23 protein-coding genes are annotated in these 25,158 nt (G+C 71.4%); 13 read left to right on the forward strand and 10 right to left on the reverse strand.

All coding sequences use genetic code 11. The features are described 5' to 3' along the window. Window positions 1-51: 51 nt before the first annotated feature. The 5 genes from ACWGH1_RS29015 to ACWGH1_RS29035 all read right to left on the reverse strand — a co-directional run bounded on the left by ACWGH1_RS29015 (window position 52) and on the right by ACWGH1_RS29035 (window position 3,933). Window positions 52-897, reverse strand: coding sequence for a sulfurtransferase (locus ACWGH1_RS29015; RefSeq protein WP_453355565.1), 846 nt, complete (start codon window positions 895-897; stop codon window positions 52-54). A 193-nt stretch (window positions 898-1,090) separates the two neighbouring features. Next, entirely contained in the window at window positions 1,091-1,174 is an 84-nt protein-coding gene (locus ACWGH1_RS29020; RefSeq protein ID WP_359921537.1) for a putative leader peptide, read from the reverse strand. Between the two features lie 161 nt (window positions 1,175-1,335). Then, window positions 1,336-2,049 carry an LmeA family phospholipid-binding protein gene (locus ACWGH1_RS29025; RefSeq protein ID WP_453355564.1) on the reverse strand — a complete coding sequence of 238 codons (714 nt, stop codon included), beginning with the start codon at window positions 2,047-2,049 and terminating at the stop codon, window positions 1,336-1,338. A gap of 77 nt (window positions 2,050-2,126) precedes the next feature. After that, window positions 2,127-3,668: a hypothetical protein gene (locus ACWGH1_RS29030; RefSeq protein ID WP_453355563.1), complete on the reverse strand. Its 1,542-nt coding sequence runs from the start codon at window positions 3,666-3,668 to the stop codon at window positions 2,127-2,129. A 10-nt stretch (window positions 3,669-3,678) separates the two neighbouring features. Then, window positions 3,679-3,933, reverse strand: a complete 255-nt coding sequence (locus ACWGH1_RS29035; protein WP_453409149.1) for a MoaD/ThiS family protein — start codon at window positions 3,931-3,933, stop codon at window positions 3,679-3,681. A 381-nt stretch (window positions 3,934-4,314) separates the two neighbouring features. On the opposite strand from ACWGH1_RS29035, the gene ACWGH1_RS29040 reads away from it, so the two are divergent. The 5 genes from ACWGH1_RS29040 to ACWGH1_RS29060 all read left to right on the forward strand — a co-directional run bounded on the left by ACWGH1_RS29040 (window position 4,315) and on the right by ACWGH1_RS29060 (window position 9,725). Continuing rightward, a complete protein-coding gene (locus tag ACWGH1_RS29040) occupies window positions 4,315-5,094 on the forward strand; it encodes a response regulator transcription factor (protein ID WP_453354715.1) in 780 nt (259 codons plus the stop codon). Between the two features lie 24 nt (window positions 5,095-5,118). After that, a complete protein-coding gene (locus tag ACWGH1_RS29045; protein ID WP_453354714.1) occupies window positions 5,119-6,150 on the forward strand; it encodes a LacI family DNA-binding transcriptional regulator in 1,032 nt (343 codons plus the stop codon). Between the two features lie 292 nt (window positions 6,151-6,442). Then, window positions 6,443-7,468 carry a S1C family serine protease gene (locus ACWGH1_RS29050; protein WP_453409150.1) on the forward strand — a complete coding sequence of 342 codons (1,026 nt, stop codon included), beginning with the start codon at window positions 6,443-6,445 and terminating at the stop codon, window positions 7,466-7,468. A gap of 59 nt (window positions 7,469-7,527) precedes the next feature. Beyond that, window positions 7,528-8,277, forward strand: coding sequence for a response regulator transcription factor (locus ACWGH1_RS29055; protein WP_453409151.1), 750 nt, complete (start codon window positions 7,528-7,530; stop codon window positions 8,275-8,277). Then, window positions 8,274-9,725, forward strand: a complete 1,452-nt coding sequence (locus ACWGH1_RS29060; protein ID WP_453356352.1) for a sensor histidine kinase — start codon at window positions 8,274-8,276, stop codon at window positions 9,723-9,725. Before ACWGH1_RS29055 ends, ACWGH1_RS29060 begins: the two co-directional genes overlap by 4 nt. Here ACWGH1_RS29060 and ACWGH1_RS29065 read toward each other — a convergent pair. Beyond that, entirely contained in the window at window positions 9,705-10,598 is an 894-nt protein-coding gene (locus ACWGH1_RS29065) for a phosphatidylinositol-specific phospholipase C (RefSeq protein ID WP_453356353.1), read from the reverse strand. The two genes, ACWGH1_RS29060 and ACWGH1_RS29065, sit on opposite strands and share 21 nt — an antisense overlap. A gap of 77 nt (window positions 10,599-10,675) precedes the next feature. Beyond that, window positions 10,676-11,245, reverse strand: coding sequence for a TetR/AcrR family transcriptional regulator (locus ACWGH1_RS29070; RefSeq protein ID WP_453356354.1), 570 nt, complete (start codon window positions 11,243-11,245; stop codon window positions 10,676-10,678). A gap of 121 nt (window positions 11,246-11,366) precedes the next feature. Here ACWGH1_RS29070 and ACWGH1_RS29075 point away from each other — a divergent pair, with 121 nt between their 5' ends. Next, window positions 11,367-12,146 (forward strand): alpha/beta fold hydrolase, encoded by a 780-nt coding sequence (locus ACWGH1_RS29075; RefSeq protein WP_453356355.1) that lies wholly within the window; start codon window positions 11,367-11,369, stop codon window positions 12,144-12,146. Between the two features lie 75 nt (window positions 12,147-12,221). Here the strand turns inward: ACWGH1_RS29075 and ACWGH1_RS29080 are convergent, their stop codons facing one another. After that, window positions 12,222-14,036: a bifunctional metallophosphatase/5'-nucleotidase gene (locus ACWGH1_RS29080; protein ID WP_453357101.1), complete on the reverse strand. Its 1,815-nt coding sequence runs from the start codon at window positions 14,034-14,036 to the stop codon at window positions 12,222-12,224. A 118-nt stretch (window positions 14,037-14,154) separates the two neighbouring features. On the opposite strand from ACWGH1_RS29080, the gene mshD reads away from it, so the two are divergent. The 7 genes from mshD (at window position 14,155) to pstB (ending at window position 23,327) form a co-directional block, all read left to right on the forward strand. Then, window positions 14,155-15,084 (forward strand): mycothiol synthase, encoded by a 930-nt coding sequence (mshD, locus tag ACWGH1_RS29085; protein ID WP_453357100.1) that lies wholly within the window; start codon window positions 14,155-14,157, stop codon window positions 15,082-15,084. 250 nt (window positions 15,085-15,334) lie between these two features. Then, window positions 15,335-17,587 (forward strand): RNA degradosome polyphosphate kinase, encoded by a 2,253-nt coding sequence (locus ACWGH1_RS29090; protein WP_453357240.1) that lies wholly within the window; start codon window positions 15,335-15,337, stop codon window positions 17,585-17,587. Window positions 17,588-17,591: 4 nt separating this feature from the next. Continuing rightward, window positions 17,592-18,506, forward strand: coding sequence for a CHAD domain-containing protein (locus ACWGH1_RS29095; protein ID WP_453409152.1), 915 nt, complete (start codon window positions 17,592-17,594; stop codon window positions 18,504-18,506). A gap of 634 nt (window positions 18,507-19,140) precedes the next feature. After that, entirely contained in the window at window positions 19,141-20,280 is a 1,140-nt protein-coding gene (pstS, locus tag ACWGH1_RS29100) for a phosphate ABC transporter substrate-binding protein PstS (protein ID WP_453355635.1), read from the forward strand. A 139-nt stretch (window positions 20,281-20,419) separates the two neighbouring features. Continuing rightward, window positions 20,420-21,409 (forward strand): phosphate ABC transporter permease subunit PstC, encoded by a 990-nt coding sequence (gene pstC / locus ACWGH1_RS29105; protein ID WP_453355636.1) that lies wholly within the window; start codon window positions 20,420-20,422, stop codon window positions 21,407-21,409. Beyond that, window positions 21,409-22,491, forward strand: coding sequence for a phosphate ABC transporter permease PstA (gene pstA, locus ACWGH1_RS29110; RefSeq protein WP_453355637.1), 1,083 nt, complete (start codon window positions 21,409-21,411; stop codon window positions 22,489-22,491). The genes pstC and pstA overlap by 1 nt, the downstream gene beginning before the upstream one ends. Window positions 22,492-22,550: 59 nt before the next feature. After that, on the forward strand, window positions 22,551-23,327 hold the full coding sequence (gene pstB / locus ACWGH1_RS29115; RefSeq protein ID WP_453355638.1) for a phosphate ABC transporter ATP-binding protein PstB: 777 nt from the start codon (window positions 22,551-22,553) through the stop codon (window positions 23,325-23,327). A 148-nt stretch (window positions 23,328-23,475) separates the two neighbouring features. Here the strand turns inward: pstB and ACWGH1_RS29120 are convergent, their stop codons facing one another. Both ACWGH1_RS29120 and ACWGH1_RS29125 read right to left on the reverse strand, forming a co-directional pair. Continuing rightward, entirely contained in the window at window positions 23,476-24,477 is a 1,002-nt protein-coding gene (locus ACWGH1_RS29120; RefSeq protein WP_453356341.1) for an anion permease, read from the reverse strand. A 5-nt stretch (window positions 24,478-24,482) separates the two neighbouring features. After that, a complete protein-coding gene (locus ACWGH1_RS29125) occupies window positions 24,483-25,103 on the reverse strand; it encodes a DUF47 domain-containing protein (RefSeq protein WP_365924998.1) in 621 nt (206 codons plus the stop codon). Between the last annotated feature and the right edge of the window lie 55 nt (window positions 25,104-25,158).

Genomic DNA, 25,158 nt, shown 5'->3' on the forward strand with positions numbered 1-25,158 from the left:
TCCTGTCCTAGAGAGAGCTGGTTCCGCGTACGGGGCGACGCGTGCCGCTGGTTACTTGTTCGCGCCGAGCTCGATCGGCACGCCGACCAGCGAGCCGTACTCGGTCCACGAGCCGTCGTAGTTCTTGACGTTCTCCTGGCCCAGGAGCTCGTGCAGCACGAACCACGTGAGCGCGGAGCGCTCACCGATGCGGCAGTAGGCGATGGTGTCCTTGGACAGGTCGACCTGCTCGGCCTCGTAGAGGGCGGTCAGCTCTTCGTCGGACTTGAAGGTGCCGTCGTCGTTGGCGTTCTTCGACCACGGGATGTTGCGGGCGCTCGGCACGTGGCCGGGGCGCTGCGACTGCTCCTGCGGGAGGTGAGCCGGGGCGAGCAGCTTGCCGGAGAACTCGTCGGGCGAGCGGACGTCGACCAGGTTCTGGTTGCCGATCGCGGCCACGACGTCGTCGCGGAAGGCGCGGATCGAGGCGTCCTGGGGCTTGGCCTTGTACTGGGTGGCCGGGCGGTTCGGGACGTTCTTGCCGTCGACCAGGTCGCGGGAGTCGAGCTCCCACTTCTTGCGGCCGCCGTCGAGCAGGCGGACGTCCTGGTGGCCGTAGAGCTTGAAGTACCAGTAGGCGTAGGACGCGAACCAGTTGTTGTTGCCGCCGTAGAGGACGACGGTGTCGTCGTTGGAGATGCCCTTGGCGGAGAGCAGCTTCTCAAAGCCCTCCTGGTCCACGAAGTCACGGCGGACCGGGTCCTGGAGGTCGCTCTTCCAGTCGATCCGGACGGCGTTGGTGATGTGGTTCTTGTCGTAGGCGGACGTGTCCTCGTCCACCTCGACGATGACGACGTTGGCGTCGTTCAGGTGGGCCTCGACCCAGTCGGCGTCAACGAGGACGTCGCTGCGGCTCATGGTGTTCTCCTCCGGGGCAGTGTGCGGCGGGACGGTGCTGGTGCTGCTGCGGGGTGGTGCTCGTGCGCGGCGCTCCGGCCGGCGGCCGTCGAAGCCCTGCGCGGGGAGGCGTCAGGGGGCAGCGGGGCGGGTCGCGGATGCGGTCACGCGGGGAAGGCCGTCGGCGGCCGGTGGAGCGGAAGGGCTCACACCGCTAGATGGAGCGACAGAGCATGGCGGCGACGCGACACAGGTCTACTGCCCGCCGCTTCGTGAGGTCCGCCTGCTGATGCTTCATAGGTAGGGATCGTAGGGACGAATCGGCCGCCCTGTCACCGTTGTGTCATATGGCGAGACAGGATCGTCCGAATGGCGGGACGCGAAGAGCCCCGGCGGCCGTCGCAGGCCCTCCGGGGCTCCCTTTGCCGGTCCGCCATCTGCGGGTCGGACCGGGTTGTCTCACGATCCGGCCAGCACCACGTCCGTGCCCGTCAGCGACAGGCGTACGCCCTCCTCGTCCGAGGTCAGCGTGGAGAGCTGGAGCCCGGCCGGCAGGCCGCCGTCGATGCTCCGGTCGAAGTCGGTCTCCTTGCGGATGACCCGCTCGATGCCGGGGATCCCCTCGCCCGGCACCTCGTCGGCGTGCACCCGGACGATCTTTCCCTTGCCGGACGGGGCGTCCGCGAGGCTGACGGTCGAGATGACACTGCGCGTCAGGCTCTGGCCGAGGATCTGCAGCCGCGCGGTGACCTTCACCTTCCCGGGCTTCCCGCCGTAGGCGACGGTGACACCGGTCTGCGAGGCCTCGGTGAGGTCCGCGTACGAGACGAAGGCGGTGCCTTCCGCGCGCCGGGCCGTGCCGCCGCTGTAGTCCCCGTTCAGCTTCACCCCGTGGAAGGCCGCGTCGAGCCGGGTGAGGCGGGCCTTGCGGCCGTCGGCGGTGGCGTCGACGCCCTTGAGCGTCACGTCGACCTGTTCGAGGTCGTGGCTGAGCGCCTGCGTCAGGAAGGGGAACCCGCGGATGTGCACGTCCGCACTGCCCGCCAGCCCCTGCCGGGCCTGTATGCGCTCGGCGAGCCGGTTATCGGCGTAGCCGACCGCCCAGCGGTCGGCGCCCACGAAGAGCCCGCCCAGGATCACAACGATGATGACGACGGCGCGTAGAAAACGCACGTGCCCCTCCCCCTACTGATCGGTACGTGCGCTCTAGTTGACCATGTCCCGACATGTGGCCGCCGTCAGCACGGCGGTCAGCCGACCACCCGGCCCATCAGGTAGACGGCCGGGGCGGCGGCCGCGAGCGGCAGCGCGACACCGGCCGTCATGTGGACGAACTTGGACGGGTAGTCGTACGCGGCCACCCGCAGGCCGACGAGCGCGCACCCACCCGCGGCCAGACCGACCAGTGCCCCGCCTGCCCCGAGACCGTTCAGCGAACCGACCGCGATGCCCGCGCCGGCCGCGGCGGCCAGCGAGACGGCGACGGAGGCCTGCGTCGGCAGCGGCAGCGCGCGGGCGAAGACGGCCACCGCCACGGCGGCTGCGCCGACGCTCACGGCGTGCGGGTCGGCGGCCAGGTACCCGGCGCAGACGATGGCGAGCGCGGCGGAGGCCACCGAGGCCATCAGGCCGTACATCCGCTCGTCGGGGTCGGCGTGGCTGCGCAGCTGGAGGACCAGCGTGAGCAGCACCCACGCGCCGAGGGTGCCGATGATCGCGCCGGGACCGTACGTGTCGTCCACCGCGAGCACCGCCGCGTCGGCGACGACCGCTCCGGCGAAAGCGAGGACGATGCCCTGGCGGGCGGGCCACATGCCGTTGAGACGGAACCAGCCGGCCGCCGTGAGCCCCTGGAGGGCGATCAGCGGCACGAGCAGCGCGAGGTCGCCGAACGCGGCGGCGACGGCCAGCAGCAGCCCGAGGGCCGCGGTCAGCACGGCCGACTGCGGGCCCGGGTCGATGATCGGCGACCGGCCCTCGGCGCGGGCCTGCGCGGGGTCGACGGCGCGCAGCGTGTTCCCCGCCAGGGTGGGCGGCGAGTACTCGGGCTGCTCACCGGGCGCGGCGGCGACCTGCGGAGCGGCGTGGGCCCCGGCCGGCGGGACCGTCGCGTCCGTGATCGGCGGCAGATAGGCGGTGGCCCCGGCGTCCTCGTTCCGGACCGGCGGCAAGTACGCGGTCGCCGCGGCGTCCTCGTTCCGGACCGGCGGCAGGTACGCGGTCGCCCCGGCGTCCTCGTTCCGGACCGGCGGCAGGTACGCAGTCGCCCCGGCGTCCCCGGCCTGGGGCGGGAGGTAGCCGGTGGACCCGTCCCAGTTCCCGCCCGGGGCGGCGGGCTGGGCCGCCTCGCGGAACCAGTCCTGCGGGACGGCGTCCTCCCGCACCGGCGGCAGGTACGCGGTCTCCGCGGCCCACCCCGACGCGGGCGCCTGGGCCGGGGCCTCCTCGCGGAACCACCCCTCGGGCGCCACCGACCGCTGCGGCGGCTGCGGCTGTACCGGGGGCTGCTCCTGGTAGGGCGGAAGGTAGGCGGTCTCGGCGGCGCCGGCCGCCTGCGGCCACGGGGCACCGCCGTCGTAACCCTGCGGCTGGGCGGGGGCCTCGTCGCGGAACCACCCCTCGGGCGCGACGTGCTGCTGCCCCGGCACCGCGCCCAGCGGCGGAGCGGGCGGCTGCGGAACCTGCTGCACCGGCTGGTAGCCGGTCTCCCAGGTGTCGGACTGCCAGGTCTGGGTCCCGTACGGGTCCTGCGGGGCGCCCTGCGGCTGCTGTCGTTCGTCGGAGTTGCTCATCGGCTCCCGCTCACCCGCCCGCGAACGGCGGGAGCACCTCCACGGTGCCCCCTTCCGTCAGCAGGACGGCATCGTGCGGGCGCTTGCCCACAGGCTCGTCGTTCACGAGGAAGGAGCAGCGCAGCAGGACCCGGGTCAGTTCACCCGGGTGGCGTTCGCGCACGCCGTCGAGCGCCTCGGCCAGCGTGCGCGCCGAGTACGGCTCCTCCGCCGTCTCGGCGGCGGCCTTGGCCGCCGCCCAGTAGCGGATGGTTCCGGTTGCCACTGCTGCTCCCATCGTCGGCTCTCTACCGTCGGCCTCCATGATGACGCCTCCCGGCGCCTGTCCGGCGTGGCGGGAACCACAGAAGCGGGATCTGCCGAGACCTCGGCCGGGAAAGGCCCGGTGGGCTATCCTGGCGGTGCAGAGGATCCGGGCAACGTAGCCCCCGGGTCCTTTTGTGCTTTCAGCACGTTGAACGGAACGAGAACAGGTGCCGTCCGGGCCTCAGGGCGCGGGGCCGGGCGGGCGCCACCCGAAGTCGTACGAAGCAGTGCCGCGAAAGTCCTCGACGGGACCGAGGAGGAACCGAGTGATGGACCAGCGAACCGTGCGCGCACACGCGCACGCCGTGCACGACCACCCGACCCGGGCAGGTGGTCGGGCATGAGCTCGCTCCTGCTGCTCACCAACGCCCTGCAGCCCTCCACCGAGGTGCTGCCGGCCCTCGGACTGCTGCTGCACAACGTCCGGGTCGCCCCCGCCGAGGGCCCGGCCCTCGTGGACACGCCCGGCGCCGACGTGATCCTCATCGACGGCCGCCGCGACCTTCCGCAGGTGCGCTCGCTGTGCCAGCTGCTGCGCTCCACCGGGCCCGGCTGTCCGCTGATCCTCGTGGTGACCGAGGGCGGCCTGGCCGCCGTCACCGCCGACTGGGGCATCGACGACGTCCTCCTCGACACCTCCGGACCGGCCGAGGTCGAGGCCCGGCTGCGGCTGGCCACAGGCCGTCAGCAGCTCGGTACGGACGACTCCCCGATGGAGATCCGCAACGGTGACCTGTCGGTCGACGAGGCGACGTACTCCGCCAAGCTCAAGGGCCGGGTCCTGGACCTCACCTTCAAGGAGTTCGAGCTGCTGAAGTATCTCGCCCAGCACCCGGGCCGGGTCTTCACGCGCGCCCAGCTCCTCCAGGAGGTGTGGGGCTACGACTACTTCGGCGGCACCCGGACGGTGGACGTCCACGTACGGCGGCTGCGCGCCAAGCTGGGTCCCGAGCACGAATCGCTGATCGGCACGGTGCGCAACGTCGGCTACCGCTTCGTCACGCCGGAGAAGGTGGAACGGGCGGCGGCGGAAGCGGCGGCCCAGGCCGCCGCGGCCCTCCCCCGTACGGAGGAAACGCCGGTAACGGCCCAGTCGGCAGGACGCCCTGCCCAGAGGTAGGTCACCCCGCGTAGACTGCCGCGCGTGGCCAAGGTGACGCGGGATGACGTGGCGCGACTTGCGGGTACCTCTACCGCCGTCGTGAGCTACGTCATCAATAACGGACCCCGGCCGGTTGCCCCGGCCACGCGCGAGCGTGTACTCGCCGCGATCAAGGATCTGGGGTACCGGCCCGACCGGGTCGCCCAGGCGATGGCCTCGCGGCGCACCGACCTCATAGGCATGATCGTGCCGGACGCGCGGCAGCCGTTCTTCGCCGAGATGGCGCACGCGGTCGAACAGGCCGCCGCCGAGCGCGGGAAGATGGTGCTGGTCGGCAACTCCGACTACCGGGACGAGCGCGAGGTCCACTACCTGCGGGCCTTCCTCGGCATGCGCGTGTCGGGCCTGATCCTGGTCAGCCAGGGCATGAGCGAGCGTGCCGCCTCGGAGATCGAGGCGTGGGACGCCCGGATCGTGCTGCTGCACGAGCGGCCCGAGGCGATCGACGACGTCGCGGTCATCACGGACGACATCGGCGGCGCGCAGCTCGCGACGCGGCACCTGCTGGAGCACGGGCACCCGTACGTCGCCTGCATCGGCGGCGTCGAGAACACCCCGTCGGTCGGCGACCCGGTCGCGGACCACGTCGAGGGCTGGCGCCGGGCGATGCTGGAGGCCGGGCGGTCGGTGGAGGGCCGGCTGTTCGAAGCCCCGTACAACCGGTACGACGCGTACAAGGTCGCCCTGGAGGTGCTGTCGGGCCCGGACCGGCCCCCGGCGATCTTCTGCGCGACGGACGACCAGGCGATCGGTGTGCTGCGGGCGGCGCGGGAGCTGCGGATCGACGTGCCGGGGGAGCTGGCGGTGGCCGGCTTCGACGACGTGAAGGAAGCGGCGCTGACGGACCCGCCGCTGACGACGATCGCCTCGGACCGCCCGGCGATGGCCCGCGCGGCGGTGGACCTCGTCCTGGACGACGCCCTCCGCGTGGCCGGCTCGCGCCGTGAGCGGCTGAAGCAGTTCCCGTCGGCCCTGGTGATCCGCCGCTCCTGCGGCTGCCGCCCGCCCTCTTAACGCGCCCCTCGCACCACTCGGCCCTGGCGGGCCTCGCGGGCTTCGGCGCGCTGCGCCGGACTCCGTCCGTCATCCCCCCGCGCGGGGCCCGACCTGACGGAGCCACCGGGCCGGCACTATCCAGCCCCGCCGGCGGTTGAGGCGCGGGGCGCGGGGGCCGGCCCCCGGCAACGGCGCCGCACCGGACCCCGGGCTGAGGCGCGGCCGGGCTTATATCGGGCATACGCGGTTCTGTCGGGCTTCTCAGCCGGGACTCAGAGTGCTCTCATGAACCGGGGACATAGTCCGAGACATGACCGACAGCTTCCGCCGCGAAGGCGACTACCCCCAGGAGTACCCCCCGCCCCCCGCGTACCCCCCGGCGGCACCCGCACCGGCACCCGCCCCGCCCAAGGCCCGCCGGCCCCTCGCGCTCATCGCCGCCGTCGCGCTCGTCGCCGCCCTCGTCGGCGGCGGGACCGCCGCCGGCGTCGAGGAGCTGCTCGCCCACCACGGCACCGGCACCGGCGTCTTCGCCGGCACCAACGTGTCGCAGTCGAGCTCCGGCACCGTCTCCGGCGTCGCCGAACAGGTCAGCCCCTCCGTCGTCCGGATCGACACCAGCACCGGATCCGGCCAGGGCACCGGCTCCGGCATCGTGCTCAGCGCCGACGGCGAGATCGTCACCAACAACCACGTCGTCAGCGGCGCCACCCAGATCCAGGTGACGACCAGCGACGGCAAGAAGTACACCGCCAAGACCCTCGGCACCGATCCCGCCAAGGACCTGGCCCTCATCAAGCTCCAGGGCGCCTCCGGCCTCAAGGCCGCCAAGCTCGGCAACTCCGACAACCTGCGCGTCGGCGACCAGGTCGTCGCCATCGGCTCCCCCGACCGCCTCACCGGCACCGTCACCAGCGGCATCGTCTCGGCGCTGAACCGCGACGTGAGCGTCCCGAAGTCCGAGCAGCAGTCCCCGCAGCGCCGCCAGGGCGGCGGCGGCTGGCCCTTCTCCTACGACGGCCAGCAGTTCAACGGCGACACCGGCAAGAACACCACCTCGTACAAGGCCATCCAGACCGACGCCTCCCTCAACCCGGGCAACTCCGGCGGAGCCCTCGTCAACATGAACGGCGAGATCGTCGGAATGCCCTCCGCGATCTACTCCCCCTCCGCGGACAGCTCCAGCGCCGGCAGCGTCGGCCTCGGTTTCGCCATCCCGGTCAACACGGTCAAGGGTGAGCTGTCCTCGCTCCGCCAGGGCGGCACCGGCGGCGACACCGGCACCGGCGGTGACGACGGCGGCCGCAGCGGCGACAGCGGCCTGAACTCCTTCTGACGGCCTAGCCTGGGGAAGCCGCCGATCACCGACCGACCACCACCCTGGGGGACCCGACCATGGCTGCAACGACTGCCGGGAGCGCCGAAGGCGACCCCCAGCGCGTCCTCGTCGTCGATGACGAGCCGGCCGTCCGCGAGGCCCTGCGCCGCAGCCTCGCCTTCGAGGGGTACGCGGCGCAGACCGCCGTCGACGGGCTCGACGCCCTCGACAAGGCGGCCGCGTACGCCCCGGACCTGATCGTCCTGGACATCCAGATGCCCCGCATGGACGGTCTCACCGCGGCCCGCCGGCTGCGCGCCTCCGGCAGCACCACCCCGATCCTGATGCTGACCGCCCGCGACACCGTCGGCGACCGCGTCACCGGCCTCGACGCGGGCGCCGACGACTACCTCGTCAAACCCTTCGAGCTCGACGAGCTCTTCGCCCGGGTCCGCGCCCTGCTGCGCCGCAGCGGCTACGCCGCCCCCGCGCCCGGCAGCGCGGCGCCCGAGCACAGCCTGGCCTTCGGCGACCTGCGCATGGACCTCACCACCCGCGAGGTCACCCGGGCCGGCCGGCCCGTGGAGCTGACCCGTACCGAGTTCACGCTGCTGGAGATGTTCCTCTCCCACCCCCGCCAGGTCCTGACCCGGGAGCAGATCCTGAAGACGGTCTGGGGCTTCGACTTCGAGCCCAGCTCCAACTCCCTGGACGTGTACGTCATGTACCTGCGCCGCAAGACCGAGGCGGGCGGCGAGCCCCGCCTGGTGCACACCGTGCGCGGGGTGGGTTACGCCCTGCGCGCGGGCGAGAGCGGACCCGAATGAGCCCGGTCGCCCGGTTCCGTGCCCTGCCGCTGCGCTCCCGACTGGCCCTGCTGGTGACGGTGGCGGTGGCGGTCGCCGTGGCGGCCGTCGCCGTCGTCAGCTGGTTCATGGTCCGCACGCAGCTGGGCGACCAGCTCGACAGCTCGCTGCGTTCCACCAACGCGAGCGCGCAGGCCAACCAGACGCTCTCCGAGGTCGGCTGCCGCGAGAAGGTGCCCGGCGCCATCGTCAACAACCTGAGCGCCCAGGTGCAGATCGTCCTGCCCTCGGGCGGCCGGTGCTGGGTCGACGGCAAGAACACGCTCCCGGTGACCGGGTACGACCTCCAGGTCGCCCAGGGCCGGCGCGGACCCGTGCTGTACGACGGCCGCACCACCGAGGGCATCCCGGTACGGGTCTACACCCAGCCGGTGAACGTCAGCGGGCCGGTGGGCGGCACCGTCGCCATCTCGGTCGCCAAGCCGCTCGCCGACATCGACAGACCGCTGTCCACCCTGGCCTGGGTGCTGCTGTTCGTCTCGGGCGTCGGCGTCGTCGGCGCGGGCGTGGCCGGGCTGTGGGTGGCCCGGACGGGGCTGCGGCCGGTCGACGAACTCACCGGCGCGGTCGAGCACATCGCCCGCACCGAGGACCTGACCGTACGGATCCCCGACCACGGGGACGACGAGATCGCCCGCCTGTCGAGGTCGTTCAACTCGATGACGGCGGCCCTCGCCTCCTCCCGCGACCGGCAGGCCCAGCTGATCGCGGACGCCGGGCACGAACTGCGCACCCCGCTGACCTCGCTGCGGACCAACATCGAACTGCTCGCGCGCAGCGAGGAGACCGGCCGGGCCATCCCGCCGCAGGACCGCAAGGAGCTGCTGGCCTCGGTCAAGGCGCAGATGACGGAGCTGGCAGCGCTGATCGGGGACCTCCAGGAGCTGTCCCGGCCGGACGCCGCCGCGCACGTACGGCTGGAGGTGGTGGCCCTGCACGACATCGCGGAGACCGCGCTGGCCCGGGCCCGGCTGCGCGGTCCCGAGCTCACCTTCGCCTCGGACCTGCGGCCCTGGTACGTCCGGGGCGAGGCGGCCGCGCTGGAGCGGGCGGTGGTCAACCTGCTGGACAACGCCGTGAAGTTCAGCCCGCCGGGCGGCGGGGTGGAGGTGGCGCTGCGGGCCGGCGAGCTGACCGTACGCGACCACGGGCCAGGTGTCCCGGCCGACGACCTCCCGTACGTCTTCGAGCGGTTCTGGCGCTCCCCCTCGGCCCGCGCGCTGCCCGGCAGCGGGCTCGGCCTGTCGATCGTGGCCCGTACGGCGCAGGGTGCGGGCGGGAGCGCCGAGCTGCGGGGGCCGGCGGACGGCGGCCCGGGCACGGAGGCGGTGCTCCGCATCCCGGGGGCGCCGACCCCGCCGCCCGCGCCGCCCGCTCGGCCGTCCTCGTCAGTTGTGCCGGATCAGTGAGGCGACCAGGCCGGAGCGGGTGGCCGGGAAGTCCATCGGGACGATGCCGAGCCCGGTGCGGCCGGCCAGCTCGGCGCCGTCTACGAAGGCGTGGACCTGCGGGTTCAGCCGGTCGGAGTTCCAGCGCGGCGGCAGGTACGCCGAGGTGCTGGTGTAGTTGACGTACAGCTTGCCGGGCTGCTGGACGCAGCGGCGGAACTGGTCCTCGATCTTGCCGCGTTTGGCGAACGGCTCGGCGTTGTAGTCGTCCTGGATGTCGAAGACGTTCCCGTCACCGTAGCGAAGGCCGGGCAGACCGCCGTTGTCCGCGAGCAGCACCACCCTCCCGCGCGCCGGTCCGAGCGAGCCCGGCAGGGTGTCGGCGATCCGGAACAGCGGGCGCCAGCCCCGGTTGTCCAGGTAGTCGTCGAAGACGGCGCGGAAGGCGGCGTCGCTGTCGGTGGAGTACTCCTGCTTGACCCGCATCAGGACGGTCTCGGAGGGGTGCGCGGCGAGGAAGTTCCAGCAGGCCACGAGGACGTCGCCGAACATCAGGCCCTGGTAGAAGGAGCCGTGGTGGATCGCGAAGGACCCGCCGGTGACCCGGCAGCGGACGTCGAGGAACCGGATGCCGGCGTCGAGCTGCTCGGCGACCGAGGTGTTCTGGCAGGCGACGTAGAGGCCGCCCTGGCGGGCCCCGGAGTCGTGGGTGCCGGGGATCGTCATCCGCTGGAGGGGCGTGGAGTCGGCGAGGCCGGCCATCCAGTCCTGGGTGCCGAGCGCGACGGGGGCCGCCGTGCGGGCGGAGGCCGGGGCCGCCGTGCCCAGTGTCAGCGCCGTGCCCGCGCCCGCCGCCAGTGCGCCGGTGAGAAATGCCCGCCGATCCAGTGCCATGCCCGCCCCTTTTCCGGTCCAGTGGTCGGACCGGAGTATGGCGTGGGGCGGCGGCCATTACTACCCGTCGGTACGGGTCATCTTTCGAGCAACTCGGCCATCGCGCGCAGGCCTTGGGCGAGCTCCCGGCCGTTCGGCGCCTGCTCGGGATCGGTGAGGACCTGCACCATCACCCCTGTCAGCAGCGCCAGGTGCACCGACCCGAGGCCCCGTACGTCTTCCTCCGCGGCCTCGTCCCCGGGCACGCCCCGCCACTGGGCGGCGACCATCCGGCGCGAGCGGCGCTGGCCGGCGGCCAGCACCGCGAGCAGCTCGGGCGAGGACTGCGCGTGCACGAACGCCTCGACGGAGGCCGTCCACAGCCAGCGCATCTCGCCGAAGTCCGCGATCTTGCGGTCCCACATGTCGGCGTAGCGCTCCGCGGCGGTGTCCCCCTGCCCGGCGAGCCGGCCGGCCGCCGCCGACCACTCGTCCATGGCCGCGAACAGCGCCTGGTTGAGCAGGGCCTCGCGCGAGCCGAAGTGGTAGCCGATCGCGGCCATGCTCACCCGTGAGGCCGAGGCGATGTCGCGCACGGTGGTGCGCAGGTATCCCTTCTCCTCCAGGCAGCGGCGCGCTCCGGCCAGCAGGTCCTCGCGATTTCCCATGCCGGGATCGTATCCGCGCCGACTTTTGGGCGGCCGCCCAAGACGAACGTATTGCGCACTCGCCCAATTACTGGCAGGCTCGTCCCCATCACCGCCGGACATCCAGAGGGAGCGAAAAACCATGCGCCACGAGCTGACCATCGACGGCCGCACGCTGTCGTACCGGGATTTCGGCGGCCCCGGCCGCCCGCTGCTCGCGCTCCACGGAGGCCTCTCCGAGGGCATGGCCTTCACCGGCCTCGCCGACGCCCTGGGCGAGACCTGGCGGGTCATCGCCCCCGACCAGCGCGGCCACGGCGACTCCGACCGGGCCCCCGACTACCGCCGGGCCGGATACGTCGCCGACGCCGTCGCACTGCTGGACCACCTCGGCCTCGACGCGCCCGTGGCCGTCCTCGGCTACTCCCTCGGCGGGCTCAACGCCTGCCACCTGGCCGCCGCCCACCCCGGCCGGGTCGCCGCCCTCGTCAACGTGGACTCCGCCGTGGAGATCCAGCCGGCCGCCGGCGACTGGACGGCCTTCCTGCACGCCATGCGGTACACCGCCGCCACCCGCGAGGAGCTCCTGGAAGCGGCCGGGCCGGTGGGCGCCCAGATCGTCGGGCCCGCACTGCGGCCGCTGCCCGACGGCGGCTGGCGGCTCCCCTTCCACCCGCAGGACATGCTCGACTCCGTCGAGTCCTGCCGCGGCGACCACTGGGACGCCTGGCTCGGCAGCACCTGCCCCGCCGTCCTCGTCCACGGCACCCGCAGTCTGTCGCTCCCCCGGGCGCAGGCCGACGCCATGGTCGCCCGGCGGCCCGGGACCTCGTACGCGCCCCTGGACGGCGACCACTTCCTGCCCTTCACCGATCCGCAGGGGTTCCACGAGGCCGTCGGGAAGTTCCTGGCCACCCTGTGACCGCGCGGACACGCCCGAGGGGCGGCGGGCCGCCCGGCCCACCGCCCCTCGGGACTGCCTGCTCGCCGCCGCGCGCTACTTGACGACGGTGATCCGGTCCGCGGCCGGCGGGGCGATCGGAGCCGCCGCCGAGGACTTGTTCAGGTACGCGTTGAAGCAGTCCAGGTCGGACGCGCCGACCAGCTTGTTCTTGTGCTCCTTCAGGACGGTGAAGCCGTCACCGCCGCCCGCGAGGAACTCGTTCATCGCGACCCGGTAGGTCTTGGCGGGGTCGATCGCCGCGCCGTTCAGCCTCACCGAGTCCACGACGACCCGGTCCGCGCCCGACTTCGTCATGTCCAGCGTGTACGTGAAGCCCTTCGAGACCTGGAGGATCTTCGGGTTCGGCCCGTTGACCGGACCGGAGACCTGCTGCTGGAGCGCGGTGATCAGCTGAGCACCGGTCAGGTCGACCACGTTCATCATGTTGGTGAACGGCTGGACGGTGTACGACTCCCCGTACGTCACCACGCCGTCGCCCTCGGCCCCGGCGGCCTTGTAGGCGAGGTCCGCGCGGATACCGCCCGGGTTCATGATCGCGAGCTGAGCCCCGCCCTTGTCGGCCGGTGCGGTCGCCTCCAGCTGCGCGTCGGCGATCAGGTCGCCGAGCGGCTTCTCCGGCGCCTCCGAGCCGCGGCCCGGCACGTCCGCCGAGATGTAGCCCTGGGGGCGGTTCGCGATCGGCGCCGCGAGCGCGTTCCAGCGCTGGATCAGCTCGGTCATGTCCCCGGCCTTCGGCAGGTCACGGCCGACGATCTTCTGGACCGGCTTCGGCGAGCTGACCGGCGTACGGACGATGTCCTTGGTCTGCCGGTCGTAGGTGAGGGTGGTGTCCGTGAACAGCCGGCCGTAGGAGGCCGCCGAGGTCACCGTGCGCGGGTTGCCCGCCGGGTCGGGGATGTTGCAGGAGTACGCCTGGTGCGTGTGGCCCGTCACCAGCGCGTCGACCTTGGGGTCGACGTTCTTCGCGATGTCGACGATGGCACCGGAAATGCCCGCACCCGCACCGGGCACGTTGCAGTCGTAGTTGTACGCGCCGCTCGCGGGCAGCCCGCCCTCGTGGATCAGCGCGACGATCGACTTCACGCCCTGCTTGTTCAGCTCGTTGGCGTACTTGTTGATCGTCTCGGCCTCGTCACCGAACTTGAGGCCCTTGACCCCTTCGGCGGTCACGACGTCCGGGGTGCCCTCCAGGGTCACCCCGATGAAGCCGATCTTCACGTCCCCCTTCTTCCAGATGAAGGTGGGCGACATCAGCGGACGCTTGGTCTTCTCGTCCGTCACATTGGCCGCGAGGTACTGGAACTCCGATCCACCGAAGGTCTTGCCGTACTCGAAGCAGCCGTCGACGGGGTGGCAACCGCCGTACGCCATCCGGCGCAGCTCGGTCTTGCCCTCGTCGAACTCGTGGTTGCCGACGCTGGTGACGTCCAGCTTCAGCTTGTTCAGCGCCTCGATGGTCGGCTCGTCGTGGAACATGCCGGACAGCATCGGGCTGGCGCCGATCATGTCGCCGGCCGCGGCGGTGACGGAGTACTCGTGGCCCTTGCGGGCGTCACGCAGGGCGGTCGCCATGTACTCGACGCCACCTGCGGGTATGGCCTTGGTCGTGCCGTCCGCCTGGCGTTCGCTCACGGTGCCGGACGAGCCCTGCGGGGCCTCCAGCGTGCCGTGGAAGTCGTTGAACGACAGCATCTGCACGTCGACGGTACGGCCCTTGGCCGCACCGCCACCACTGGCGGCACCGGCCGGAAGGGCAGCGGCGACCATCGCACCGGCCCCGGCCGTGAGGGCGAGGGCGGCGAAGGTCAACCGGCGGGCGCGGCGGTGCCGTTGTGGCGTCGCTGACATTTAGTCCCCTTTGCGGACAGCGATACAACTTGGGAGGTCCGCCGAAGCCTAAGGTCAACGCGCGTAGCGTGTCAGGCCCTAATCGGTTACGGGCAGGTTGCGGTCGTACGGTGGAGTCATGACTGACGCAGCAGCGGCCCTTGAGCCGGGACGCCAGATTGAGATCCTCGACGAGCTGACGGAGGAACAGGCCGACACGGTACTGGCCCTGATCGCCGACGCGGCGCGGACCGACGGCACCACAGCCGTATCCGAACAGGGCCGGCTCCAACTCCGCGGCGGACGCCGCGAGGGCATCCGGCACTTCCTCCTCACCGACAAGGGACGCCTCGCCGCGTACGGGCAACTGGAGGACACCGACCCGGTGGAGGCACCGGCCGCCGAACTCGTCGTGGACCCCTCGCTGCGCGGCCGCGGCCACGGCCGGGCCCTCGGCTCGGCCCTGCTCGCCGCCTCCGGCAAGCGGATCCGGGTCTGGGCGCACGGCGGCAAGTCCGCCGCCCGCCACCTCGCGCAGGTACTCGGCCTGACCCTCTTCCGCGAGCTGCGCCAGCTGCGCCGCCCCCTCGGCCCCGAGGCGCCGCCGCTGCCCGAGCCGGTCCTGCCGCCCGGCGTCACCGTCCGCACCTTCGTTCCCGGCGCCGACGACGCGGCCTGGCTCGCGGCCAACGCGGCCTCCTTCGCCCATCACCCCGAACAGGGCGCCCTGACCCAGCGGGACCTGGACGACCGGATGGCGCAGCCCTGGTTCGACCCCAAGGGCTTCTTCCTCGCCGAGCGCGACGGCGAGCTGATCGGCTTCCACTGGACGAAGGTCCACGCCGACGAGCGGCTCGGCGAGGTCTACGTCGTCGGCGTCCGCCCCGGCGCCCAGGGCGGCGGCCTCGGCAAGGCACTCACTGCGATCGGCCTGCGCCACCTCGCCGAGGCGGGCCTGCCCACCGCCATGCTCTACGTCGACGCCGACAACCCGGCGGCCCTGGCCGTCTACGAGGGCATCGGCTTCACCACCCACGAGGTGGACCTGATGTACCGCACCGAGAGCTGACCCGCGGCCGGCGCGCGGTACGGCTCCCGCGCGCCGGGCCCCGTACCGCGCGCCGGCGGGCGCCGTCGTAGGCGTACCGCGCGTACGCGGACGGCGACGTACTCGTGTGCCAGGCAGAGCCTGGAAGCCATGCGCCATTCACCGCGCATTAAGCGGCGCTTGCCAGTCTCCCCCCATGCACCCCCGACTCCGACTGACGGCCGACCCGTCCGACGCGCCTGTCCTTCCGCTTGCGCGGAAGAATGGAGTCATGAGCCACAAGCCCAGCGCGGGCCCCACCGAGGTCCCCGCCCAGCACCCGTCTCACACGTCCCCCACGGCGAAGGCGCACATCGGCTCCATAGCCGCGCACCGCCCCCACGTCGATCTCGCGCCGGACCTCGCGCCCGATCTCGACTCCGACCCGGACGCCTACGACGGCAAGGACAGCGACGAGCTGCCCGCCGGGCGGTTCCTCGACCGGGAACGCAGCTGGCTCGCCTTCAACGAGCGGGTCCTGGAACTCGCCGAGGACCCGGCCACCCCGCTGCTGGAGCGCGCGAACTTCCTCGCGATCTTCGCCAGCAACCTGGACGAGTTCTTCATGGTCCGCGTCGCCGGCCTCAAGCGCCGCATCGCGACCGGCGTCGCCACCCGTTCGGCCTCCGGCCTCCAGCCCCGCGAAGTCCTCGACCAGATCTGGACCCGCTCGCGCGAGCTCATGGCCCGGCACGCCGCCTGCTACCAGCAGGACATCGCCCCGCAGCTCGCCGAGGTGGGCATCCACCTCATCCGGTGGCCCGACCTCACCGAGAAGGAGCAGGCGCGCCTCTTCACCCTGTTCCGCAACCAGATCTTCCCGGTGCTGACCCCGCTGGCCGTGGACCCCGCGCACCCGTTCCCGTACATCTCCGGCCTCTCCCTGAACCTGGCCGTCGTCGTGCGCAACCCCGTGAGCGGCCACCGCCACTTCGCGCGCGTCAAGGTCCCGCCGCTGCTCTCCCGCTTCCTGGAGGCCTCGCCGCAGCGCTACGTCCCGCTGGAGGACGTCATAGCCGCGCACCTGGAGGAGCTGTTCCCCGGCATGGAGGTGCTCGCGCACCACATGTTCCGCGTCACCCGCAACGAGGACCTCGAAGTCGAGGAGGACGACGCCGAGAACCTCCTCCAGGCCCTGGAGAAGGAACTCATGCGGCGCCGCTTCGGCCCGCCCGTGCGCCTGGAGGTCGAGGAGTCCATCGACCCCGGCGTACTGGACCTGCTGGTGCAGGAGCTCAAGGTCAGCGCCGCCGAGGTGTACCCGCTGCCCGGCCCGCTGGACCTCACCGCCCTCTTCGGGATCTCCTCCCTGGACCGGCCCGAGCTCAAGTACCCGAAGTTCATCGCCGGCACCCACCGCGACCTCGCCGAGGTGGAGTCCGCGTCCGCGCCCGACATCTTCGCGGCGCTGCGCGAGCGGGACGTCCTGCTGCACCACCCCTACGACTCCTTCTCCACCTCCGTACAGGCCTTCCTGGAACAGGCCGCCGCCGACCCGGACGTCCTCGCGATCAAGCAGACGCTGTACCGGACCTCCGGCGACTCACCGATCGTCGACGCCCTCATCGACGCCGCCGAATCCGGCAAGCAGGTCCTCGTCCTCGTCGAGATCAAGGCCCGCTTCGACGAACAGGCCAACATCAAGTGGGCGCGCAAGCTGGAGGAGTCCGGCTGCCACGTCGTCTACGGCCTCGTCGGCCTCAAGACCCACTGCAAGCTGTCGCTCGTCGTCCGTCAGGAAGGCGACCAGCTGCGCCGCTACTCGCACGTCGGCACCGGCAACTACCACCCCAAGACCGCCCGGCTCTACGAGGACCTCGGCCTGCTCACCGCCGACCCGCAGGTCGGCGCGGACCTCTCGGACCTCTTCAACCGGCTGTCCGGCTACTCGCGGCGCGAGACCTACCGCCGGCTGCTGACCGCGCCGAAGTCGCTGCGGGACGGGCTCATCGCCCGCATCGACAAGGAGGCCGACCACCACCGGTCCGGCCGCCCCGCCTACGTGCGGCTCAAGATGAACTCGATCGTCGACGAGGCCCTCATCGACGCCCTCTACCGGGCCGCCCAGGCAGGCGTCCCCGTGGACATCTGGGTCCGCGGCATCTGCGCCGTACGGCCCGGGGTACCGGGGCTTTCGGAGAACATCAGGGTCCGCTCGATCCTCGGCCGCTTCCTCGAACACTCCCGGGTCTTCGCCTTCGGCAACGGCGGCGAACCCGAGGTGTGGATCGGCAGCGCCGACATGATGCACCGCAACCTCGACCGCCGCATCGAGGCACTGGTCAGGGTCGCCGACCCGGCCCACCGCGCGGCACTGGACCGACTGCTGGAGACCGGGATGTCCGACGACACCGCCTCCTGGCACCTGGGCCCGGACGGCGAATGGACCCGGCACGGCACGGACTCCGAAGGCCAGCCGCTGCGGCACGTACAGGAGATGCTCATAGACGCCCGGAGGCGCCGGCGTGGCTCAGCCAAACCATGACCTTATGACGGGGACCGGAACGGCAGGCGACGTGCTCGGCGCGTACCTGCGCTGCCAGGCCACCGCCTTCCTGCGCGCGCTGCGCCTGCACGACGAGAGCGCGGCGGGCGGAGCCGGTCCGGCCGAGGGGAGTGACGCGGCGCGCGGCCTGCGGGGGGCCGCGCGCCGCATCGCCTCCTCCCTGAGCACCTTCCGCGCCGTGGCCGAATCCTCCTGGGCGGACGGGCTGCGCACCGAGCTGGTCTGGCTGTCCTCGACCCTGGCCGACGAGCACGCGTACGCCGCCCGGCTGGCCCGGCTGATGGAAGCCCTGCACCGGCTTTCGGGCGCCTCGGAGGTGCCTTCGCAGCGGGGCGGCGCCGGGTCCCTGACGGTGGGCTCGGCGCGGGCGGGCGCGCTGCTGGAGCGCCAGCTGACCCTGGCCCGGACCCGGGCCCACTCGGCGACCCTGTCTGCGCTGGGCTCCTCCCGCTTCCACGCGGTCGCGGACGCGGTGGCGGTCCTCGCCTCGGAGGTGCCGCTGGACCCCGTCGCGGCCCGGGGGCGGGTCGAGGACGTACTCGTACCGCTGGCGCAGACGGCACGGACCCGGCTGGACGCGGCGGTGGAGGCGCTGCCGCCCCGGCGCTCGCCGTACTCCGCGCAGGACGACGCGGCCTGGCACGAGGTGCGGCGGCTGCTGCGGGTGCACCGGTACGCGCGGGAGGCGCTGGGCGGGGACGTGACCCTCCTGGCGGCGGCCGGCGAGGCCCTGGACCGCCACCGCGAGGCGTCCGAAGCCGCGGCCGCCTCGGCGACGGCGGCCCGCACCCCCCGCATCGCCCCGGCGACGGCCTACGCCCTGGGCGTCCTCCACGCGGACCAACGCCACGCGGTGGAGGCGGCCCGCCACTCCTTCGAGGCCGTAGCCCCTTTCTGACGCGCCCCACTCTCCTTTGACGCGCCCCTCGCACGGCTCGGCGCCAGAGCGCGCCTCCCCGGCTTCGGGCCGCTGCGCCGGACTCCGTCTCCCCCGGGGCGGGCCCCCACCCCTGCCGTCTTGGCGGTGGGCGGCCTGCGGGGCTGTCCCCTACCCGCCCTTCCACACTGTTCCCCGGGGCTCCGTCCCGGAGCCCACAGGCTCCTGGGGGCCCGCCATCCCATCCCGGCGACTGCCCCCAGGGACCCGGGGCCGGCCATTTTCAGCCCCGGGTCGGGTTCGAGGCGTAGGGCCCAAGGCCCGGCCCCCGGCAACGGCGCCGCACCCGGCAGCGGCGAAATCCGGCCACCCCACACCCACCCCCGGACGGCAGGGCAAAGTCACGGCGGCATAACGTGCGGATAACGTCCCGTTACGCCCAGGTACAAACCCCCCCATCCGCACCGGGCCGTCCGCCACGGTTCACTCCCCGTTCACCAACCCCCGTCGACCGCTTCACCTGTTCTGCCTAATTTCAGTACTGCAAGGTGCGAGCCGGCCCTGACCGCGCCCGCACCACCCCGACTCGTAGTCCTCTTCGCACGCCGCCCCGACACAGAAAGCGGCCGGCGGCTTCTGGAAGGAACACCCGAAAGTGAAGCTTCAGCGCAAGAGCATGCTTCGTGCCTCCGCCCTCGGGGCGCTCGTCGTGTCCGGCGCCCTGGTCCTCACGGCGTGCGGCTCGGACAACAACACCAAGGCCGACTCGACCGCCAGCGGCAAGGCCTCCGCCCCCGCCGCCGGCGACATCAAGTGCGACGACGCCAAGGGCAAGCTGCTCGCCTCCGGCTCCTCCGCGCAGAAGAACGCCGTCGACCTGTGGGTCAAGGCCTACATGTCCGCCTGCTCCGGCGTCGAGGTCAACTACAAGTCGTCCTCCTCCGGTGAAGGCATCGTCGCCTTCAACCAGGGCACCGTCGGCTTCGCCGGTTCGGACTCCGCGCTCAAGCCCGAGCAGGTCGAGGACTCGAAGAAGGTCTGCACCGGTGGCCAGGGCATCAACCTGCCCATGGTCGGCGGCCCCATCGCCATCGGCTTCAACGTCGCCGGCGTGGACAAGCTGAACCTCGACGCCCCCACCCTCGCCTCGATCTTCAACGACAAGATCAAGAAGTGGGACGACGAGGCGATCAAGAAGCTGAACCCGGGCGTCACGCTTCCCTCCACCGCCATCCAGGCCTTCCACCGCTCCGAGGACTCCGGCACCACCGAGAACCTCGGCAAGTACCTCAAGGCAACCGCCCCCGACGCGTGGAACTACGAAGCCGCGAAGAAGTGGCCGGCTCCCGGTGGCCAGGCCGCGTCCGGTTCCGCCGGTGTCGCCTCCCAGGTCAAGGCCGTCGACGGCGCGATCGGCTACTTCGAGCTCTCCTACGCCGCCTCGCAGAACATCAAGACCGTCGACATCAACACCGGCGCCGCCGCCCCGGTGAAGGCGTCCGCCGACAGCGCCTCCAAGGCCATCGCCGCCGCCAAGATCGCCGGGACCGGCTCCGACCTCGCGCTCAAGCTGGACTACACGACCAAGGCCGAGGGTGCGTACCCGATCGTCCTGGTCACGTACGAGGTCGTCTGCGACAAGGGCAACAAGGCCGAGACCCTGCCCACCGTCAAGTCCTTCCTGAACTACACCGCCTCGGACGCGGGCCAGAAGGTCCTCTCCGAGAACGGCTACGCGCCGATCCCGGCCGAGATCAACACCAAGGTCCGCGAAGTCATCAAGTCGCTGTCCTGACCCTGAACGAGTGAGCCTGGGAGTGCGGTGTCCGGTCCCCGTCCGGAGCGGACCCGCACCCCGAGGCCCCTTCCCCTCCACCCGGGGGATCCGGTGCACCGCCGCCAGGGGGCTCGCCCCCGTCCAGACCGGAAAGACCATGGCTTCCACCACACCCACCCCGATAGACACGGCTCCGCCGGTCTCCTCGAAGGCAGGATCCACCGGCCGCGCCGGTGACAAGATCTTCGCCGGGCTCTCCAAGGGCTCCGGCATCCTGCTCCTGGTGATCATGGCGTCGATCGCCGTCTTCCTCACCTACCGCGCCTCGCTCGCGCTGTCGAAGAACGAGGGCAACTTCCTCACGACCTTCGACTGGAACGCGTCGGCCAACCCGCCCGTCTTCGGCATCGCCGTCCTGCTCTTCGGCACCGTCGTCAGCTCGATCATCGCGATGGCCATCGCGGTTCCGATCGCCGTCGGCATCGCCCTGTTCATCTCGCACTACGCGCCGCGCAAGCTGGCCGCCCCGCTCGCCTACGTGGTCGACCTGCTGGCCGCCGTGCCGTCGATCATCTACGGCATCTGGGGCGCGCTCTTCCTCGTCCCGTACCTCGGCGGCCTGAACCTCTGGCTCGACGAGTACCTGGGCTGGACCTACGTCTTCGACAAGACCCAGGTCGGCGTCGCCCGCTCGCTCTTCACCGTCGGCATCCTGCTCGCGATCATGATCCTGCCGATCGTGACCAGCGTCAGCCGCGAGGTCTTCCTCCAGGTCCCGCGCATGAACGAAGAGGCCGCCCTGGCCCTCGGCGCCACCCGCTGGGAGGTCATCCGCATGTCGGTGCTGCCCTTCGGCCGCTCCGGCGTCATCTCCGCCTCCATGCTCGGCCTCGGCCGCGCGCTCGGCGAGACCATGGCCGTCGCCACCGTCCTGTCCCCGAGCTTCCTGATCTCCGGCCACATCCTCAACCCGGGTGGCGGCACCTTCGCGCAGAACATCGCCGCGAAGTTCGACGAGGCCAACGAGTTCGGCCGGGACGCACTGATCGCCTCGGGCCTGGTCCTCTTCGTCCTCACCCTGCTGGTCAACGGAGCGGCTCGCATGATCATCGCCCGCCGCAAGGAGTACTCGGGGGCGAACGCCTGATGAGCCACACGATCCAGGACCAGCGGCCCGCCCGGGCCCCCAAGTCCGTCGCACCCTCCCGGCTGACCCGCGGCGGCCTGCCCCGCTGGGCGCCGGCCGGCATCGCCGTCGTCTCGATCGCACTCGGCTGCGGCAGCGGAGCCGTCCTCGGCCTCCAGAGCAAGATCCAGTGGGGCCTGATCGCCGCCCTGCTGTTCGTCACCATCACCTACGTCGCCAGCGCGGTCGTCGAGAACCGCCGCCAGGCCAAGGACCGCGTCGCGACCTCCGTCGTCTGGGTCTGCTTCGTCCTCGCGGTCATCCCGCTGCTCTCGCTGATCTGGACCACCGTCAGCCGCGGCATGAACGCCCTCGACGGCGACTTCCTCAGCCACTCGATGAACGGCATCACCAGCTTCGAGAAGGGCGGCGGCGTCTACCACGCGCTGCTCGGCACCATCGAGCAGGTCGCCCTGGCCACCGTGATCGCCGCGCCCGTCGGTCTGCTGACCGCCGTCTACCTGGTCGAGTACGGCCGGGGCTCGCTCGCCAAGGCCGTGACCTTCTTCGTCGACGTCATGACCGGCATCCCCTCCATCGTCGCGGGCCTGTTCATCCTCACGACCTGGAACCTGATGCTCGGCTTCGGCCCCTCCGGCTTCGCCGGTTCGATGGCCCTGTCGATCCTGATGATGCCCGTCGTGGTGCGCTCCACGGAGGAGATGCTCAAGCTCGTCCCGAACGAGCTGCGCGAGGCCGCCCTCGCCCTCGGCGTGCCGAAGTGGCGCACGATCCTCAAGGTCGTGCTCCCCACCGCCATCGGCGGCATCGCCACCGGCGTGACGCTGGCCGTCGCCCGCATCGCCGGTGAGACCGCGCCGATCATGCTGCTGGTCTTCGGCACGCAGCTGATCAACGGAAACCCCTTCGAAGGTGCCCAGTCCTCGCTCCCCCTGTACATCTGGGAGCAGTACAAGGTCGGCAGTGAAGCCTCCTACGACCGGGCATGGGCCGCCGCCCTCGTCCTGATCGCCTTCGTCATGATCCTCAATCTGGTGGCCCGCGGCATCGCCCGCTGGAAGGCCCCGAAGACCGGTCGCTGACCGGCGAGCCCGTCGGCGGCTCCGCCGCGCGCGACTGAATGAAAGCGAAGTGACCCCTCATGGCCAAGCGAATCGACGTCAGCGGCCTCTCCGCCTTCTATGGCAGCCACAAGGCCATCGACGACATCTCGATGACCGTGGAACCGCGTTCCGTGACGGCCTTCATCGGCCCGTCCGGCTGCGGCAAGTCCACCTTCCTGCGCACCCTCAACCGCATGCACGAGGTCACCCCCGGCGGCCGGGTCGAGGGCAAGGTACTGCTGGACGACGAGAACCTGTACGGCCCGGGCGTCGACCCGGTGGCCGTCCGCCGCACCGTCGGCATGGTGTTCCAGCGTCCCAACCCCTTCCCCACCATGTCGATCTTCGACAACGTGGCGGCCGGTCTGCGGCTGAACGGCAACTTCAAGAAGTCCGCGCTCGCCGAGATCGTGGAGCGGTCCCTCAAGGGCGCCAACCTCTGGAACGAGGTCAAGGACCGCCTGAACAAGCCCGGCTCCGGCCTCTCCGGCGGCCAGCAGCAGCGTCTGTGCATCGCCCGCGCCATCGCGGTCGAGCCCCAGGTCCTGCTGATGGACGAGCCCTGCTCCGCGCTCGACCCGATCTCCACCCTCGCCATCGAGGACCTGATCGGCGAGCTCAAGGAGCGGTTCACGATCGTCATCGTGACGCACAACATGCAGCAGGCGGCCCGCGTCTCCGACCGCACCGCCTTCTTCAACCTCGCCGCGGTCGGCCAGCCCGGCAAGCTCGTCGAGATCGACGAGACGGACCGGATCTTCTCCAACCCGTCCGTGCAGGCCACCGAGGACTACATCTCGGGCCGCTTCGGCTAAGGACACCCCCTGACCCGGACCCCGCGGATGTACTGAGCGTCCTGCGGTGCTGCATGGCGGTGCCACCGCAAGGCGAAAGGGCCGGCTCCCCCTGGGTGGGGGGAGCCGGCCCGCTTTCGTACCGCCCGCCGGTCAGCCGGCGAAGGCGTCAGCCGATGATCGCCAGGTCCACGATCCAGAAGCACACCGCTGCGACCATGGCCGCGGCCGGCATGGTGATGAACCAGCCGAGAATGATGTTCTTCGCGACGCCCCAGCGGACCGCGTTGACCCGCTTGGTCGCACCCACACCCATGATCGCCGAGGTGATCACGTGGGTGGTGGAGATCGGCGCCTGGTACAGGTACGAAGCGGTGTACATGATCGACGCGCCGGTCGTCTCGGCGGCGAAGCCCTGCGGCGGGTCCAGCTCGATGATCTTGCGGCCGAGGGTGCGCATGATGCGCCAGCCGCCCGCGTACGTGCCGAGCGACAGCATCACCGCGCACGCGAACTTGACCCACACCGGGATCGGGTCGCCGGCCGACTCCACATCGGCGATGACCAGCGCCATGACCACGATGCCCATGGTCTTCTGCGCGTCCTGGAGGCCGTGGCCGAGGGCCATGGCCGCCGCCGAGACGGTCTGCGCGATCCGGAAGCCGCGCTTGGCCTTGTGCGGGTTGGAGCGGCGGAACATCCACATGATCGCGACCATCACCAGGTAGCCCACGATGAGGCCGACGACGGGCGACAGGAACATCGGGATGACGACCTTCTCCAGCACGCCGTGCCAGATCACGCCGATCCCGCCCGCGAGCGCCGCCCCGACCATGCCGCCGAACAGCGCGTGCGAGGAGGACGACGGCAGGCCGAAGTACCAGGTGACGAGGTTCCAGACGATCGCCCCGACCAGCGCGGAGAACAGGATCCACATGCCCCGGGTGCCCTGCGGCGTCTCGATCAGCCCCTCGCTGACCGTCTTGGCCACGCCGCTGCCCAGGAAGGCACCGGCCAGGTTCATCACGGCGGCCATGGCGAGCGCGGCACGCGGGGTCAGCGCCCGCGTCGAGACCGAGGTCGCGATCGCGTTCGCCGAGTCGTGGAAGCCGTTGGTGTACGTGAAGCCGAGCGCGACACCGATGGTCACGATCAGCGCGAAGGTGTCCACGAGGTTCAGGACTCCTTGACCGCGATGGTCTCCACCGTGTTCGCGACGTGCTCGAACGCGTCGGCGGCCTCTTCCAGCACGTCGACGATCTGCTTGAGCTTCAGCACCTCGATGGCGTCGTACTTGCCGTTGAAGAGCTGGGCGAGCAGCTTGCGGTGGATCTGGTCGGCCTGGTTCTCGAGGCGGTTGACCTCGATCCAGTACTCGGTCAGGTTGTCCATGGTCCGCAGGTGCGGCATGGCCTCGGCGGTCAGCTCGGCGGCCCGCGCCAGGACCTCGATCTGCTGCTCGACGCCCTTGGGCAGCTCCTCCACGTTGTAGAGGACGACCAGGTCGACCGCCTCTTCCATGAAGTCCATGATGTCGTCGAGGCACGAGGCGAGGTTGTAGATGTCCTCGCGGTCGAACGGCGTGATGAAGGAGGAGTTCAGCTGGTGGAAGATCGCGTGCGTCGCGTCGTCCCCGGCGTGTTCCGCAGCCCGCATCCGCTCCGCGATCTCGGCCCGGGCGGAGGAGTCCGCTCCGAGCAGTTCCATCAGGAGTTTCGAGCCCGTGACGATGTTGTCCGCGGATGCGGCGAACATGTCGTAGAAGCTCGTCTCCCTGGGGGTCAGACGAAATCGCACGTGAGGTCCTCGGGGTGCATTGGATTCGGTCAGGCTGATGCTAGGCGCATCCCCC

The organism is Streptomyces sp. NPDC054883, assembly GCF_053610645.1.

Bases quoted from the DNA above. Each gene is read 5' to 3' on its own strand.
- ACWGH1_RS29015 (WP_453355565.1), bottom strand. From the start codon at position 897: ATGAGCCGCAGCGACGTCCTCGTTGACGCCGACTGGGTCGAGGCCCAC.
- ACWGH1_RS29020 (WP_359921537.1), bottom strand. From the start codon at position 1,174: ATGAAGCATCAGCAGGCGGACCTCACGAAGCGGCGGGCAGTAGACCTG.
- ACWGH1_RS29030 (WP_453355563.1), bottom strand. From the start codon at position 3,668: ATGAGCAACTCCGACGAACGACAGCAGCCGCAGGGCGCCCCGCAGGAC.
- ACWGH1_RS29040 (WP_453354715.1), top strand. From the start codon at position 4,315: ATGAGCTCGCTCCTGCTGCTCACCAACGCCCTGCAGCCCTCCACCGAG.
- ACWGH1_RS29050 (WP_453409150.1), top strand. From the start codon at position 6,443: ATGACCGACAGCTTCCGCCGCGAAGGCGACTACCCCCAGGAGTACCCC.
- ACWGH1_RS29055 (WP_453409151.1), top strand. From the start codon at position 7,528: ATGGCTGCAACGACTGCCGGGAGCGCCGAAGGCGACCCCCAGCGCGTC.
- ACWGH1_RS29060 (WP_453356352.1), top strand. From the start codon at position 8,274: ATGAGCCCGGTCGCCCGGTTCCGTGCCCTGCCGCTGCGCTCCCGACTG.
- ACWGH1_RS29065 (WP_453356353.1), bottom strand. From the start codon at position 10,598: ATGGCACTGGATCGGCGGGCATTTCTCACCGGCGCACTGGCGGCGGGC.
- ACWGH1_RS29070 (WP_453356354.1), bottom strand. From the start codon at position 11,245: ATGGGAAATCGCGAGGACCTGCTGGCCGGAGCGCGCCGCTGCCTGGAG.
- ACWGH1_RS29075 (WP_453356355.1), top strand. From the start codon at position 11,367: ATGCGCCACGAGCTGACCATCGACGGCCGCACGCTGTCGTACCGGGAT.
- ACWGH1_RS29080 (WP_453357101.1), bottom strand. From the start codon at position 14,036: ATGTCAGCGACGCCACAACGGCACCGCCGCGCCCGCCGGTTGACCTTC.
- mshD (WP_453357100.1), top strand. From the start codon at position 14,155: ATGACTGACGCAGCAGCGGCCCTTGAGCCGGGACGCCAGATTGAGATC.
- ACWGH1_RS29090 (WP_453357240.1), top strand. From the start codon at position 15,335: ATGAGCCACAAGCCCAGCGCGGGCCCCACCGAGGTCCCCGCCCAGCAC.
- ACWGH1_RS29095 (WP_453409152.1), top strand. From the start codon at position 17,592: ATGACGGGGACCGGAACGGCAGGCGACGTGCTCGGCGCGTACCTGCGC.
- pstC (WP_453355636.1), top strand. From the start codon at position 20,420: ATGGCTTCCACCACACCCACCCCGATAGACACGGCTCCGCCGGTCTCC.
- pstA (WP_453355637.1), top strand. From the start codon at position 21,409: ATGAGCCACACGATCCAGGACCAGCGGCCCGCCCGGGCCCCCAAGTCC.
- pstB (WP_453355638.1), top strand. From the start codon at position 22,551: ATGGCCAAGCGAATCGACGTCAGCGGCCTCTCCGCCTTCTATGGCAGC.